Source organism: Streptomyces sp. R41, assembly GCF_041053055.1.
In the GTDB taxonomy this organism is placed as follows: domain Bacteria; phylum Actinomycetota; class Actinomycetes; order Streptomycetales; family Streptomycetaceae; genus Streptomyces.
The window spans coordinates 3,687,348-3,701,607 of the sequence record NZ_CP163443.1; the positions used below are offsets into that span (position 1 = coordinate 3,687,348).

Consider the following 14,260-nt stretch of genomic DNA (forward strand, 5'->3'; position numbering starts at 1 on the left):
GGCGCGGCATGCCCCGGCACGTTGGGCCCGGGCCTCTCTGCCCCTCTTGCCGCCTTCGCTGCCTCCGAGGCCTTCGTCCTCTCTGGCGCCTTCGTCTCCTGGGGCGCCTCCGGCCCGGTCATGGCCGCACCAGATTCCGGAGATCGGAGAACCGGCGATCCCCGATTCCGTTCACCTCGCGGAGCTCGTCGACCGAGCGGAAGCCGCCGTGCTGGGTGCGGTAGTCGATGATGTGCTGGGCCAGGACGGGGCCGACGCCGGGGAGACCGTCGAGTTGGTCCACGGTGGCCGTGTTGAGCGCGACCGGAGCGGAGGGTGCCGCGCCGGCGGCGGATCCACCTGTGCCAACTGGGCCCGTACCGCCCATGCCTGGTCCCGCGACCGACGCGGGAGCACCGACCACGATCTGTTCGCCGTCCACGAGGAGGCGTGCGCGGTTGAGACCGTCGGTGTTCGTACCGGGGCGTACCCCGCCCGCCGCGCGCAGCGCGTCCGCGACGCGGGATCCGGACGGCAACCGTTGGAGCCCAGGGCTGCGCACTTTGCCGCCGACGTCCACGACGATCGCGGTCCCGGCCGCGCCGACGGGGCTCGCCGCCCCGGTCGAGGCATCCGGTCCCGCGTCCGACTGCTCCCCCTGTCCGGCCCTTCCGCCGTAGGGAGCCGCCGCCCGCACCACCTCCGGGGCGCGGACCGACTGAGTCCTGCCCACCCAGAAGTGCTGCACGGCGAAGACCGCGGCGACGACCAGCAACACGGTGAGTGCCGTCACGCTCTTGCGCTCAAGACCGCACCTCGACTGCAGCCACAACGGCATCCGCTCCCGCACGGCAGGCCCTACCCGGTCCCGCCAGGCCGCCCTTGACTCCGCCGTATTCGACACCACGCCGGCGCGCGCGTCCGTGCACTCGTCCTTGTCCGTATCCGTGTCCGCGGCGGGAGCCGCATCCGTGCCCGGTGCGTCCCGGTCCCCAGCCACGGCCCCGCCGACCCGGGATCCGCCAGAGCCCAGCAACCCGCGGGCCCAGGCCCCTTCAGAACTCAGCGACCCAAGCGCCCGGGACCCTTCAGGGTTCATCACCCCACGTGCGCGGGCGCGAGCAGGCGTCAGCGTCCCGCGTACCAGGGCCCCACCAGGCCTCGACGTCCCGCGTACCCCGGCGCCGTCAGGATGCAGGGTTCCACCCGCCCATGACCCGCCACGCCCCAAGGATCCGCCGACCCGGTTCTCCAGTCCCCATACTTCGGCAACGCCCAACCCCAGCGCAGTACTCGCCCGCGGCCCGGTCCCCACATCCCGGTCCGCCCCCGGCGGCCCGTTCCCCAACTCGCGCCGCTCTCCGGCCCTTTCGGCGAAGAGTGCCTCCGCGCGCAGCCGGAGGGCCTCCACCGATGCCTCGTGGCGTCGGGCCCGGCTGCGCGGGTGGTGGCGGCGATTGCGGCTGCGGCCGTCGGAGACGGGGCCACGACCCGGGCCGCTGGTGGGTGTGGCTGTGCGTGAGCGTGATCGAAGTGCCATGCGACGAGGATCGGGCACCTCGGCACTCTCGCGATGATCTTGCTCAATTCCGGTGGACTACCGCCCAGTTGTGGATAACTCTGCCACCCACACGAGTGGTGCGCGCGCTCACCGAGGCGAGACGACCGCCCCCAGCAGCCCGGGCCCCGTATGGGCCCCAATCACCGCACCGACCTCGCTGACGTGCAGATCGGCCAGGCCAGGAACGCGCTCCCGAAGCCGATCCGCGAGAGCCGAGGCACGCTCCGGGGCGGCCAAGTGGTGGACGGCGATGTCGACCTGGGCGCTGCCGGCGCGCTCGGCCACGATCTCCTCCAGCCGGGCGATCGCCTTGGACGCGGTGCGTACCTTCTCCAGGAGTTCGATGCGACCGTCGTCCAGCTGCAGCAGCGGCTTCACCGCGAGCGCGGAGCCCAGCAGCGCCTGTGCGGCCCCGATCCGGCCCCCACGGCGCAGATAGTCGAGAGTGTCGACGTAGAAGTACGCGGAGGTGCCCGCGGCCCGTTTCTCGGCCGCCGTGACCGCTTCGTCGATCGTGCCGCCCGACTCCGCGGACTCGGCCGCGGCCAGGGCGCAGAACCCCAGGGCCATCGCGACCATCCCGGTGTCCACCACCCGCACGGGCACCGGAGCCTCACGTGCCGCGAGTACCGCGGCGTCGTACGTGCCCGAGAACTCGGACGACAGATGCAGGGAGACAATGCCGGTGGCGCCGGACTCGGCGACCCTGCGGTAGGTCGCGGCGAAGAGCTCGGGGCTGGGCCGGGACGTGGTGACGGGGCGCCGCTTCTGCAGCGCCTGGGCCAGGGAGCGGGCCGAGATCTCGGTGCCCTCTTCGAGTGCCTGGTCACCGAGGACCACGGTCAGGGGCACCGCTGTGATGCCGTGGCGCTCCATCGTCCGCGGCGGCAGGTAGGCCGTTGAATCGGTGACGATCGCGACATGGCGGGACATGAGCTGGAGGTTACCTGTCGAGGCGGGCGGGCGGCAGCCCGGCCCCTCCCACCTGCGGCTGGAGCGGCCGGATCAAGTCGTGCTTTCGGGACGGGGCTTCTTCTGCCAGGGGTAGGCGGGGCGTCGGCCCGGCGGGGTGATGGCGGCGCGCGTCGGCTCCTCGGCCGTCCGGGACTCCGGGCTGTCCGGCCAGGTCTGCCCGCCGGAAGTGGCCGCGTCCGGCGCCGGTGCCTCGGGCCAGGAAGCCGCGGGCTTCGGCTCGGTCGTCCAGTGCCGCAGTGCGCCGGCCTCCACGTCTATTTGGGCGCTCAGCGAGTCCAGGTCGTCGTCCGCGAAGCGGCGTGCCCGGTCACGCGCGGCCCAGCGCAGCGAGTCCGCCGACTGTGTGATCCGCTCGGTGCGCTCGCGCAGTCCGGGCAGCCGCGAGGCGAGGGCGCCCCGGTCGGGCTCGGTCTCCAGGCGCTTGAGCTCGTCGTCCAGTTCGTGCCCGTGCACGCTGAGCCGCTCGAAGAGGCCCAGCGACTCCTTCAGCGACTCGTCCTCCGCCACGCCCGCGTGCAGCGCGTCCTGCGTGGCCCGCATCGAGGTGCGCAGCTTCAGGCGGAGCTGGGCCAGCTCGCCCAGCGGGCCCGGCTGGGCAAGGGTCTTGGCACGCAGTGTGGTGTCCTCGACCGTGCGGCGTGCCTGCGAGATCGTGCGGTCGACACCGCGCTTGGCGGCACCGACCACCTTCACCGTGGCGTACGCGCCCAGCACCACGAACAGCAGGAAGAGCAGGGCGATAACTGTGATCACGGCTTCCACCACGCTCCTCCTCCGACCGGTCGCGACAGCTGCCGCCGCGCTCTTCAACGGTAAACGCTACGGGCAGGTTCGGAGTTCCAGAAGAACCCCGAACCTGCCCGTAGGGGACTACCCCGAGTCGGCCACGCCCGGACAGACGCGGCGGCCGAGCCGAAGCCCGCCCGCCGCGCTCACCAGCCGGAACGGCTACGCCGTAACGATGTTCACCAGCTTCGGCGCCCGCACGATCACCTTGCGGATCCCCGCTCCGCCGAGCGCCGCGACGACCTTCTCGTCGGCCAGCGCGACCTTCTCCAGTTCCGCGTCGGAGATCGACGGGGAGACCTCCAGGCGCGCCTTGACCTTGCCCTTGATCTGCACGACGCAGGTGACAGCCTCGTCCACGACGTACGCCGGATCGGCGACCGGGAAGTCCTGGTGGACGACCGAGTCGGTGTGGCCCAGCTTGCGCCACAGCTCCTCGGCGATGTGCGGGGCCAGCGGCGCGATCAGCAGCACCAGGGCCTGGGCGACCGTCCGCGACACCGGACCGCCCGCCTTGGTCAGGTGGTTGTTCAGCTCGGTGACCTTGGCGATGGCGGTGTTGAACCGCATGCCCTCCAGGTCCTGGCGTACGCCGTCGATGGCCTTGTGCAGGGCACGCAGCGTCTCCTCGTCCGGCTCGGCGTCGACGACCGTGACCTCACCGGTCGCCTCGTCGACGACGTTGCGCCACAGCCGCTGCAGCAGCCGGAACTGGCCCACCACCGCGCGCGTGTCCCACGGCCGGGACACGTCCAGAGGACCCATCGCCATCTCGTACAGGCGCAGCGTGTCCGCGCCGTACTCGGCGCAGATCTCGTCCGGAGTGACCGCGTTCTTCAGGGACTTGCCCATCTTGCCCAGCAGCCGGGAGACCTTCTCGTCCTGGTAGTAGTACGCGCCGTCGCGCTCCTCCACCTCGACGGCGGGCACCGCGATGCCACGGCTGTCGCGGTACACGTAGGCCTGGATCATGCCCTGGTTGAACAGCTTGTGGAACGGCTCGGCCGAGGAGACGTGCCCCAGGTCGAACAGGACCTTCGACCAGAAGCGCGCGTACAGCAGGTGCAGCACGGCGTGCTCGGCGCCGCCGACGTACAGGTCGACTCCACCGTGCGGCTGCCCCTCGCGCGGGCCCATCCAGTACTGCTCGATGGCCGGGTCGACCAGCTTCTGGTCGTTGTGCGGGTCCAGATAGCGCAGCTCGTACCAGCAGGAACCGGCCCAGTTGGGCATGGTGTTGGTCTCGCGGCGGTACTTCTGCGGACCACGGCCGTCGCCCAGGTCCAGGGTGACGTTGACCCAGTCCTCGTTGCGGGACAGCGGCGTCTCCGGAGACGTGTTCGCGTCGTCCGGGTCGAAGGTGCGCGGCGAGTAGTCCTCGACCTCGGGCAGTTCCAGGGGCAGCATCGACTCGGGCAGCGCGTGCGCGACGCCGTCCTCGTCGTAGACGATCGGGAAGGGCTCGCCCCAGTAGCGCTGACGGCTGAACAGCCAGTCGCGCAGCCGGAAGTTGACCGTGCCCTCGCCGATACCCTTGCGCTCCAGCCACTCCGTGATGCGTGCCTTGGCGTCGACGACGCCCAGGCCGTCCAGGGAGACCTCGTCGCTGGAGGAGTTGACGATCTTCGCGTCGTACGAGGCGAAGGCGTCGTCCCAGGTCGACGCGTCCGTGCCGCGGTCGTCGGAGGGCTCCACGACGCACCGCATGGGCAGCTCGAAGGCGCGCGCGAACGCGAAGTCGCGGGTGTCGTGCGCCGGGACGGCCATGATCGCGCCGGTGCCGTAGCCCATCAGGACGTAGTCGGCGATGAAGACGGGGATCTGCTCGCCGTTGACCGGGTTGGTCGCGAACGCACCGGTGAAGACACCGGTCTTGTCCTTGGCCTCGGCCTGGCGCTCGACGTCGGACTTCGAGGCGGCCTGCGCGCGGTAGGCGGCGACGGCCTGAGCCGGGGTGGCGTGCCCGCCCGTCCAGACCTCGTGGGCGTTCTCGGGCCAGGCGGCCGGGGTGAACTTCTCGACCAGCGGGTGCTCGGGCGCCAGCACCATGTAGGTCGCCCCGAACAGGGTGTCCTGGCGTGTCGTGAAGACCGTGATCGCTTCGCCGTCGATCGGGAAGTCGACGCGGGCGCCCTCGGAGCGGCCGATCCAGTTGCGCTGCTGCAGCTTGATGGCCTCAGGCCAGTCCAGCGCGTCCAGGTCGTCCAGCAGCCGGTCGGCGTACGCCGTGATCCTCATGTTCCACTGGCGCAGCTTGGCCTTGAAGACGGGGAAGTTGCCGCGCTCGGAGCGGCCGTCGGCGGTGACCTCCTCGTTGGCCAGTACGGTGCCCAGTCCGGGACACCAGTTGACGGGCGCGTCGGAGGCGTACGCCAGGCGGTACCCGCTCAGGACGTCGGCGCGCTCGGCGGTGCTCAGCTCGTTCCACGCGCGCGTAGTGCCGTCGATGGCCGGTACGGCACGCTCACCGCTCTCGAACCGCGCGACCAGCTCGGAGATCGGGCGGGCCTTCTTGGCCTCGTCGTCGTACCAGGAGTTGAAGATCTGCAGGAAGATCCACTGGGTCCACTTGTAGTACTCCGGGTCGATCGTGGCGAACGACCGGCGCTTGTCGTGGCCCAGGCCCAGTGCGCGCAGCTGGGACTTCATGTTGTTGATGGCAGCCTCGGTGGTGATCCGAGGGTGCTGGCCCGTCGCCACGGCGTGCTGTTCGGCGGGCAGGCCGAAAGCGTCGAAGCCCAGGGTGTGCAGGACGTTGTGACCCGTCATGCGCTGATACCGGGCGGATACATCGGTGGCGATGTAGCCCAGGGGATGACCGACGTGCAGGCCCGCACCGGAGGGGTACGGGAACATGTCCATGATGAACTTCTTGGGCTTGGCGACCAGTTCGGGGTCCCCCGCCAGGTCGCCGCTCGGGTTCGGTGCCTCGTACGTGCCCTCGGCGTCCCAGAAGTCCTGCCAGCGTGCTTCGATCTCAGCGGCCAGGGCGGCCGTGTAGCGGTGCGGCGCTGCCACCTCGGTGGCGGCAGCGGTATTCGTCTCGCTCATGATCCTCAAAGCTCCATCGATCGTCTCTGCCAGCGGCTGCGACATTCAAGAAACGAAAAATCCCCTCGCACAGGAGGGGACGCCGCGCCGATTCCGACCAAGATTTCAGTGGTCGGGACTGATCAGCGCGGCTCGCTAAGCAGAAGGCGTACGGCACGCATGGCGTCAGGGTACCGCAGCCCCCGTGGGCGCCGCGACGAGCTTCCAGGGACCGTTCGACACTCCGTGCCACCCTTACGGCCGCCGCACGATCACGGCGCGATCACCGAAAAAGCTGAACAATGTTCAAATATTACTTCGCGTAACGGACGCTAAGGGACAACACAAAGACCTCGTTGCCCTTTGATAACAACGCAATAACTCAAACCTCGTACCCATCGGTATGGCTCGACTTAGAGTGCGGCTTCGGGACCGCTTCCCCGAACCGTTGGGAGTAACCCCCCATGAACCCTCGTCGCAACAACAGCTCGCTACCCCGACCGGGCCGCTCGGCCTACGGGGCGCTGACGGCTGCCGCTCTGTTGCTCATACCCATGGTCGTGCTGGTCGGAGGCGACGGCCTGCGCGACTTCCTCAACTTCGGCGCCGGCGTGCTGTCACTGGTCGCCCTCACCTGCTCCGTCGTGTGGGGCCTCGTCGCCACCGACCGGCTGTTCCTCAACACACGTCAGCGGCTGGTCGCCCAGGCCGTGCACAGGACCACCGCGGTCTCCTCGGTCGCCTTCCTCCTTCTGCACATCACGGTCAAGCTGGCCCTCGACCACACCACACTGGTCGCCGCGCTGATCCCCTTCGGGCTCGGCATCACGGGCACCAACGGCCTCATCGGCTTCGGCTCCCTGGCCGGCCTGCTCATGATCTTCACGGCCATCACCGGCGCGCTGCGCAGCGCCTTCGCGTCCCCCGCGCCGGTCGCGGCACGCTGGCGGGCCGTGCACATGCTGGCGTATCCGGCCTGGTGCTCGGCCCTGGTGCACGGCCTGTACGCGGGGCGCCCCGCCAAGACGTACGTCACGGTGCTCTACAGCCTCTGCCTGGTCGCCGTGATGGGCGCCCTGTGGCTGCGCTCGGCCTCCGGCCCCGTCAAGCGCAAGGTCGCCGACCGGATCCTGGCGATCATCGGGGAGAACAACAGCCCCGGCGCCCGAGCCCGCGAGGATCTGGAGGCATCCCGTGCCGCCGCCGCGGACTCCGCGCTGCCGGGCTTTGCCGCACGCTCCGCCCAGGCTCAGGCCGTGGGGGACTCGTTCGTCCCCCCGCAGCGCACCCAGTCCCCTTCGCCGCTGTACGAGGCCGCACCCGACCCCGCCAGCACGGGCAGCGTGCCCGGCTTCGCGGCCGCCTACCGGGCGGTGTCCGGCGGGGGGTCCGGCGGAGAGAGCTTCGGTCCCACCCCGACCGAGCGCTTCCAGGTGCCCATGGACATGCAGCCCACCGAGTCGTTCCCGCGCGCCGACGGCAGCAGCACGTCGGGCAGCTGGCCCATCCCCTCCCCGCCCCCCGTCGGCGAGGCGCCCCAATCGGCGTACGACCCCCTCAACGACACGGGATACAACATCCCGGTCTATGACAATTCGGCCGCCAACGCCTACGGCACGAGTGACGTGTACGACACCGGTGAGACGAACCCCGCCTACGGCACGTACAACACCAACGACACGTACGACAGCGGTCCCACGACTGAAGTACTGCCGGGCGCCTTCGACGCTCCTGGCTCCGGTGAATCATGGAACGCCCCTTCCGGAGGCTTTTAAGTGAACGAGGCCCTGCCCGACGTCCCGGAGGTCCGCGTCGTCGGGCTTCCGCAGCTCACGTCGGGCTTCGACCTGGTTGAACGACTGGATCTACCCATGCACCTCAAGGTGCACGGGCCGCTCGAACCCATGGGCGGTGAGCAGCTCGCGGGCCTCGCCGAGGCGATCTCCCTGAAGGGTCGCGGCGGAGCGGGCTTCCCCTTCGCCAAGAAGCTGCGCTCGGTCGCCGAGTCGGCCATCAAGAAGGGCATCCGCCCCGTGGTGGTCGTCAACGGAAGTGAGGACGAACCCGCCTGCCGCAAGGACACGGTGCTCATCAACCGTGCCCCGCACCTCATCCTGGACGGCGCGCTGCTGGCCGCGGAGGCCATGGGCGCCCGCACTCTGGTCATCGGAGTGACACGTGCGTCCACGCAGGCCTCGATGGAAGCCGCGCTGGCCGAGCGCGGGCTGAGCAACCGGCGCGGGTCGCCCCTTCGCGCGCGCGTGCAGCGCAATCCGGTGCGCATGGTGACCGGAGCGGCCGCCTCGCTGATCCGGTCCATCGACGGCGGCCCGGCGATCCCGCCCGGCCGCAAGATCAGCGCCTCACAGAGCGGCGTCGGCGGCGCGCCCACGCTGCTGTCCAACGCCGAGACGTTCGCCCAGCTGGCCATCGCCGCGCGCATAGGCCCCGACCGCTACCGCAACACCGGCCTGTACGACGAGCCCGGCACCGTCATGCTCACCGTCTCCGGCGCGGTCGCCCGCCCCATGGTGATCGAGGTCCCGACGGGTGTGCCGCTGCGCTACGTGCTCCAGCTGGCCGGCGCCCCGCCCATGCCGCAGGGCGTGCTGACCGGCGGCTACCACGGCAAGTGGCTGGACGCGGCGACGGTCAACGAGGCGATCGTCTCGCGCAACTCCCTGGACGCGGTGGGCGGTGCGCTCGGCGCCGGCGCGATCCTCCCGATCAGCCAGCAGACGTGCCCGCTCGGCGAGTCACTGCGGGTGGCGCAGTGGCTGGCCGAGGAGAGCGCGGGGCAGTGCGGTCCCTGCTACCTGGGTCTGCCCGCCGCGGCGCGCGGCCTGGAGGACATCCTCAACGGCGGCGGCCCGGCAGCCCTGGAGGCCGTGAAGCAGGTCGCCAAGGCCGTGAAGCGGCGCGGCGCCTGCTCGCACCCGGACGGTTCGGCGATGTTCATCGAGTCGACCATCAAGGCGTTCACGGACGACCTGGCCGCGCACGTCCTCGGCAATGGCTGCGGAAGGCCCGTGGAGGGCGTTCTGCCGCTCTTCGAGGGCGGCCAGGCTCCTACGGGCATCCCGGGCGGCCAGGGGCAGCAGGAGGCCGGTCCAAGCCGTCAGAAGATCTACGTCGACTGGACGCTGTGCCGGGGGCACGGGCTGTGCGCGGACATCCTTCCGGAGGTCTTCGAGCTGGGCGCCGACGGCTTCCCGACCGTCGCGCAGGCGCAGGTGCCCCGGTACGCGGAGGCGAAGGCCCTACGCGCCGTACGACGCTGCCCGGCGCTCGCACTGCGCATCGAGGAGGACACCCGGCCCTCCGCCCCGGCGCGCAACAACCTGCCGGTCCTCTCCCAGGGGCGCGGCCGCCGGGCGCTCGGCAGCGGACGCTGAACACGAAGAAGCGGGCCACCCTGATCGGGTGGCCCGCCTTCAACGTCTGTGGAGCTAAGGAGAATTGAACTCCTGACCTCCTGCATGCCATGCAGGCGCTCTACCAACTGAGCTATAGCCCCTTGCGGCCACGCGGCGGAGCCGCATGTTGACCGTGCCGCCCGGTTTTCCCCGGCGGCGACGCCAACATTACACGGTCCTCCGGGTGCACCACCAAATCGTTTCCGTCGCGCCCAGACAATACGGACATGCGGGATAGTGTCGGCCTTCGTGACCGTGATCGCGCTCCCCCGTGTCCGCCGCCGTGCGCCCGTCGCCCTGGGGGTGTGCCTGTTGTCGTTCGCCGCCTTCTGGTGCGCACAGCGGGCCGCGCATGTGTCGATGATCGACCTGATGGTGTACCGCGCGGAGGGCGAGACGGTCCGCGCCGGCGGCGACCTCTACGCGCTGCGCACGACCGAGGCCCATCTGCCCACCACCTACCCGCCGTTCGCGGCGCTGCTGTTCACACCGCTGACGCTGCTGGGCACGGCGGCCATGCGCACCCTGGCGACGGCCGGAAACCTGGCTCTTCTTGTGGTGTTCGTGGCCCTCTCGCTGCGAGTCATCGGCCACGCGCGCGTGGAGTGCGTCTGGTGGGTCGCCGCGGCCGCCGTGTGGTGCGAGCCGGTGTGGACGACGCTGCGGTACGGCCAGATCAATCTGCTGCTCGCCGTGCTGGTGCTGTGGGACCTGTCACGGCGGCCCGGGCACCGCTGTGCCGGGGTGGGCATCGGGATCGCGGCGGCGATCAAGCTGACGCCCGCGCTTTTCGCGGTGTTCCTGCTGGTCACCGGCATCGTTGGGCACACAAGGCGGGGTTCCGGAGGGCCGTGGCTGCGGCACGCGCGCGGGGCCGCCGCCGCGTTCGCCGGTGCGACGCTGCTGGCGGCGGCCGTCCTGCCGTACGACTCCTGGCGCTTTTGGACCCGCATGGTCTTCGCGGCGGGCCGGGTCGGGCTCGTCGAGGACACCGCGAACCAGTCGCTGCGCGGCGTCCTGGCCCGGCTGCTGCACACCACGGAGCCCGGCGTCTGGTGGGGCGCGACGGCGGCCCTGGCGGGCGTCGGGGGCCTCGCGATCGCCGTGGCCGCCGAGCTGCGTGGGCGGCGCGCCTGGGCGACGACCTCCTGCGCGGTGACGGCGCTGCTGGTGAGTCCGGTGTCGTGGTCGCACCACTGGGTGTGGTGCGTACCGATGGTGCTGGTCCTCGCGGCGACGAGCCGGACGGCCGCCGTCTGCATGGCCCTGGCCTTCTGCACGTACGCGCTGTGGTGGGTGCCGCACGGGCCGGGCAGGCTCGAACTGCACCAGGATGGCGCCGAGTTGACCCTGTCGGCCCTCTACGTAGGAATCGGTTTCGCTTTCCTGGCCCTCATCGGGGTCAGGCTGTGGCGAACGAGTAGAACCGTTTGAGCGTGCAGTGCTCGTCGAGGAGCCGACCGTAGATCGGCTCGCCCTCAAGCTCTCGGTACGTCTCGATGGGGTCGCCTTTTATGATCAGCGCCCGCGCGCACTCCTCGCACCAGTACTGGTAGTCGTGGTTGACCGGTTCCATGTCGCGGACGATCGGCGTACCACTGCCGCACCAATCGCACTTCCGCCTGTGTGCACCCATCGATCAGCTCCAGCTGTGGCCGCAGGCCGTGCACACGTAGGAGATCCCGCCGTTGTCACCGAGGACCTGGGCGACGAGGACCGATCCGCAGGAAGGGCAGTTGAGAAGAGTGGCTTTTTTCCGCGTCAGTGCCACTTCGAGGAGAATGTCGACCTCCTCGAGGATGCTCGCAGGCATCGCTTCTCCCTCCCGTCGGGCCGCGCCCCCTTCCGGCCGTTTGATTCTGCCACGGCCGGAGCAATACGGTCAGCGACGCCTTCGTACCAGTCCGGACACGGCGCCCAGCGTGGCCGTCGCGGCCAGCGCATACGTGCACGCGAGGAGCGCGTCCGCAGAGGTATACGCCCCGGGGGCCCCGAGTGACTCAAGCCGGTTCAAGAAGAGTGTGCCGAAGGCCGCGACACCGATCAGCTGACCGAGCTGGGTGACCGTCGCGAGCAGTCCGCTCGCGTCCGCCGCGTCTTCGGGCCGCACCGTGGCAAGGGCCCTGGTGAGCGTAGGGCTGAAGCCGAGCGCGAGCCCGGCGCCCACGCCCGCGAACGCCACGTACAGCCACAGGCCGCCGTCGCCCCCGTCCTTCAGTACGCCTCCGACCCCGGCCACGGAGACGGCGGCGAGCGCGAACCCGATCGGTATCAGGCCGCGTTGCCAGAAGGCGGGCCAGTTGCGCCAGGTCAGACCGACCAGCCCGAAGACCGCCGCGGTGGGTGCGAAGGTGAGTCCCGCGCGCAGGGCGCTGTAGCCGAGGCCGCCCTGGATGTGGAGGGTGAGTGCGAACAGAAAGCCCGCGTTGACCGCCATCACGGCCAGGAGCCGGAAGACCGCGAGGCCGATGCCGGGGTGGCGCAGCACCCTCGGCGCGATCAGCGGCACCCCGCCGCGCGGGGCCAGCCGGGATTCGTAAAGGCAGAACAGGGCGAAGAACACCGCGGCCGCTCCCAGCGACAGCCAGGACCACAGTGGCCAGTCCTCCTCCTGTCCGAGCACGAGCGGCACGGTGAAGAGGGAGACGGCGGCGGCGAGCAGCACGAGCCCCGGCAGGTCGAGGCGGCGCGAGCGCTCAAGGGCCGATACGTCGTCCCGCGGCAGTACGCGGCTGCCGACGGCCAGGAGTACGACGCCCACGGGCACGTTGACCAGGAACACCGGCCGCCAGCCGGTGCCGAACAGGTCGGCGCTGACCAGCACGCCGCCCAGCACCTGCCCGGCCGCGGCGCCGGTGGCGAGAACGGCCGCGTAGGCGCCGAGGGCGCGAGCCCGGGCCTCGCCGATGAAGTTGCGCTGGACCAGGCTGAGCACCTGCGGGATCATCACGGCCGATCCGGCGCCCTGGACCAGACGGAAAGCGATCAACTCCCCTGTTCTCTGGGCGAGTCCGCAGGCCAGCGAGGCACCGGTGAACAGCGCGAGCCCGGCCAGATGAACCCGGCGGTGCCCGAGCCGGTCGCCCAGCCGTGCTCCGGTGATCAGCAGCACGGCGTACGAGATGGAGTATCCGGCGACCACCAACTGCAGTCCGGCGCCGGACGCGTGGAGTTCGGAACCGATCGTGGGCACCGCGACGTTCACGATGAAGACATCGAGCAATGCCATGAACTGGGCCGCGAGCACGACCGCGAGCAGCCGTCCGGGCCGATTGTCAGTGCCGGGGTCTTTACTGGTCTCAGGACTTGGACCGCGTGCGGGACCTGTTCCCGCGGGGGTTGTCGTCGTCATGCCGTCGAGCGTGACGGCGGCCGGATACGGGTAACGAGAGCCCGCCGATGCTGGTACTGACAGCACCTGGCAGCGGACGGGTTCGGCACGCACGATGAGTGACGGGGGATGTGAAGCCGATGAACACGACACAGCGCCGCAGGCCCGAGCTGGCCGCTTTTCTGCGCAGCAGGCGGGCGCGGGTGACACCGTCCGACGTGGGGATGCCGCCCGGCTTACGGCGCCGTACGCCGGGATTGCGCCGCGAGGAGGTCGCACAGCTCTCCGGCGTCGGCGTCACCTGGTACACGTGGCTCGAGCAGGGGCGCCCGATCAACGCGTCCGCGCAGGTCCTGGACGCGGTGGCGCGCACGCTGCGCCTCGACCAGCCCGAGCGCGAGCATCTCTACCACCTGGCCGAGGTGCCCTACGAACCCGAACGTGAGGGCCCCGCGCAGCCCGTGAGCGAGGAGATCCAGGGCATCATCGACGCCCTCGACCCACGTCCGGCGGCGGTCTACAACTCGCGGTACGACATCCTTGCCACCAACCCCCCTTACCGCGACCTGTTCTTCGTACCGCAGACGCTCCACATCGGCGTTCCCAACGCGCTGTGGACGCTGTTCACCGTGCCCGAGCCGAACTGCCCCGTCGTGTTCCGGGACAGCGAGCTGCCGTTGATGGTGGCGACCATGCGGTCGTCGTACGGCAGACATGTCGGCGAGCCGGCCTGGGAGGACTTCATACGCAGGTTGTCGGGCGCCAGTGCCTATTTCGCGGAGCTGTGGGCGGGCGGCGACGTCGTGCCGCCGGGACCGCGCGTGAAGACCTTCCGGCACGAGGCGGCGGGCGAACTGCACATGACCTCGGTGTCGCTGTCGATCAACGGCATGCCGGAGTGCCGGATCGTGGCGTACACACCGGAAGACGAGGAGGCGAGGAGAGGGCTGGCCGTCTTGCGGGATCGGCGGGAGAAGTTGTGGCCGCCGTCACACTCTCTGAATGCCGAGGCGATAGGGGCGGGGACATGAAAAATCCCGCCCCCTGATGGGAACGGGATCTTTACCACTGATCTTTGACAACTCAAAAGAGAGTCAATCTGTGGAGCTAAGGAGAATTGAACTCCTGACCTCCTGCATGCCATGCAGGCGCTCTACCAACTGAGCTATAGCCCCTTGCGTT

Annotated in this window: 11 protein-coding genes and 2 tRNA genes; 4 read left to right on the forward strand and 9 right to left on the reverse strand. The window is 70.2% G+C overall.

The features are described from left to right. Window positions 1-118 precede the first annotated feature (118 nt). The 4 genes from AB5J53_RS17105 to leuS form a co-directional block, all read right to left on the reverse strand. Window positions 119-979, reverse strand: coding sequence for a helix-hairpin-helix domain-containing protein (locus AB5J53_RS17105; RefSeq protein ID WP_369246522.1), 861 nt, complete (start codon window positions 977-979; stop codon window positions 119-121). Window positions 980-1,627: 648 nt separating this feature from the next. Beyond that, window positions 1,628-2,473, reverse strand: a complete 846-nt coding sequence (locus AB5J53_RS17110) for a DegV family protein (protein WP_369246523.1) — start codon at window positions 2,471-2,473, stop codon at window positions 1,628-1,630. Between the two features lie 72 nt (window positions 2,474-2,545). After that, on the reverse strand, window positions 2,546-3,277 hold the full coding sequence (locus tag AB5J53_RS17115; RefSeq protein ID WP_369246524.1) for a hypothetical protein: 732 nt from the start codon (window positions 3,275-3,277) through the stop codon (window positions 2,546-2,548). A 186-nt stretch (window positions 3,278-3,463) separates the two neighbouring features. Beyond that, entirely contained in the window at window positions 3,464-6,352 is a 2,889-nt protein-coding gene (gene leuS, locus AB5J53_RS17120; protein ID WP_369246525.1) for a leucine--tRNA ligase, read from the reverse strand. 443 nt (window positions 6,353-6,795) lie between these two features. Here leuS and AB5J53_RS17125 point away from each other — a divergent pair, with 443 nt between their 5' ends. Continuing rightward, a complete protein-coding gene (locus tag AB5J53_RS17125; protein WP_369246526.1) occupies window positions 6,796-8,106 on the forward strand; it encodes a cytochrome b/b6 domain-containing protein in 1,311 nt (436 codons plus the stop codon). Beyond that, window positions 8,107-9,726, forward strand: coding sequence for an NADH-ubiquinone oxidoreductase-F iron-sulfur binding region domain-containing protein (locus AB5J53_RS17130; protein ID WP_369246527.1), 1,620 nt, complete (start codon window positions 8,107-8,109; stop codon window positions 9,724-9,726). It begins immediately after the preceding gene. A gap of 49 nt (window positions 9,727-9,775) precedes the next feature. Here the strand turns inward: AB5J53_RS17130 and AB5J53_RS17135 are convergent. Further along, a tRNA-Ala gene (locus AB5J53_RS17135) sits at window positions 9,776-9,848 on the reverse strand. Between the two features lie 148 nt (window positions 9,849-9,996). Between AB5J53_RS17135 and AB5J53_RS17140 the strand changes: the two genes are divergently transcribed. Further along, window positions 9,997-11,181, forward strand: coding sequence for a glycosyltransferase 87 family protein (locus AB5J53_RS17140; RefSeq protein ID WP_369246528.1), 1,185 nt, complete (start codon window positions 9,997-9,999; stop codon window positions 11,179-11,181). On the opposite strand, the gene AB5J53_RS17145 is transcribed toward AB5J53_RS17140, so the two are convergent. From AB5J53_RS17145 to AB5J53_RS17155, 3 genes are all read right to left on the reverse strand, one after another. Next, window positions 11,150-11,383, reverse strand: coding sequence for a hypothetical protein (locus AB5J53_RS17145; protein WP_010986886.1), 234 nt, complete (start codon window positions 11,381-11,383; stop codon window positions 11,150-11,152). The two genes, AB5J53_RS17140 and AB5J53_RS17145, sit on opposite strands and share 32 nt — an antisense overlap. Before the next feature lie 3 nt (window positions 11,384-11,386). Then, window positions 11,387-11,560, reverse strand: a complete 174-nt coding sequence (locus tag AB5J53_RS17150) for a hypothetical protein (RefSeq protein ID WP_369246529.1) — start codon at window positions 11,558-11,560, stop codon at window positions 11,387-11,389. A gap of 69 nt (window positions 11,561-11,629) precedes the next feature. Continuing rightward, a complete protein-coding gene (locus tag AB5J53_RS17155) occupies window positions 11,630-12,994 on the reverse strand; it encodes an MFS transporter (RefSeq protein WP_369252282.1) in 1,365 nt (454 codons plus the stop codon). Between the two features lie 224 nt (window positions 12,995-13,218). On the opposite strand from AB5J53_RS17155, the gene AB5J53_RS17160 reads away from it, so the two are divergent. Next, window positions 13,219-14,109 carry a helix-turn-helix transcriptional regulator gene (locus AB5J53_RS17160; protein ID WP_369246530.1) on the forward strand — a complete coding sequence of 297 codons (891 nt, stop codon included), beginning with the start codon at window positions 13,219-13,221 and terminating at the stop codon, window positions 14,107-14,109. Window positions 14,110-14,180: 71 nt separating this feature from the next. Here the strand turns inward: AB5J53_RS17160 and AB5J53_RS17165 are convergent. Continuing rightward, window positions 14,181-14,253 (reverse strand) — tRNA-Ala (locus tag AB5J53_RS17165). Window positions 14,254-14,260 lie beyond the last annotated feature (7 nt).

Excerpts from the sequence above, each read along its gene's own strand:
- AB5J53_RS17150 (WP_369246529.1), bottom strand. The coding sequence starts at position 11,560 with ATGCCTGCGAGCATCCTCGAGGAGGTCGACATTCTCCTCGAAGTGGCA.
- AB5J53_RS17125 (WP_369246526.1), top strand. The coding sequence starts at position 6,796 with ATGAACCCTCGTCGCAACAACAGCTCGCTACCCCGACCGGGCCGCTCG.
- leuS (WP_369246525.1), bottom strand. The coding sequence starts at position 6,352 with ATGAGCGAGACGAATACCGCTGCCGCCACCGAGGTGGCAGCGCCGCAC.
- AB5J53_RS17160 (WP_369246530.1), top strand. The coding sequence starts at position 13,219 with ATGAACACGACACAGCGCCGCAGGCCCGAGCTGGCCGCTTTTCTGCGC.
- AB5J53_RS17110 (WP_369246523.1), bottom strand. The coding sequence starts at position 2,473 with ATGTCCCGCCATGTCGCGATCGTCACCGATTCAACGGCCTACCTGCCG.
- AB5J53_RS17145 (WP_010986886.1), bottom strand. The coding sequence starts at position 11,383 with ATGGGTGCACACAGGCGGAAGTGCGATTGGTGCGGCAGTGGTACGCCG.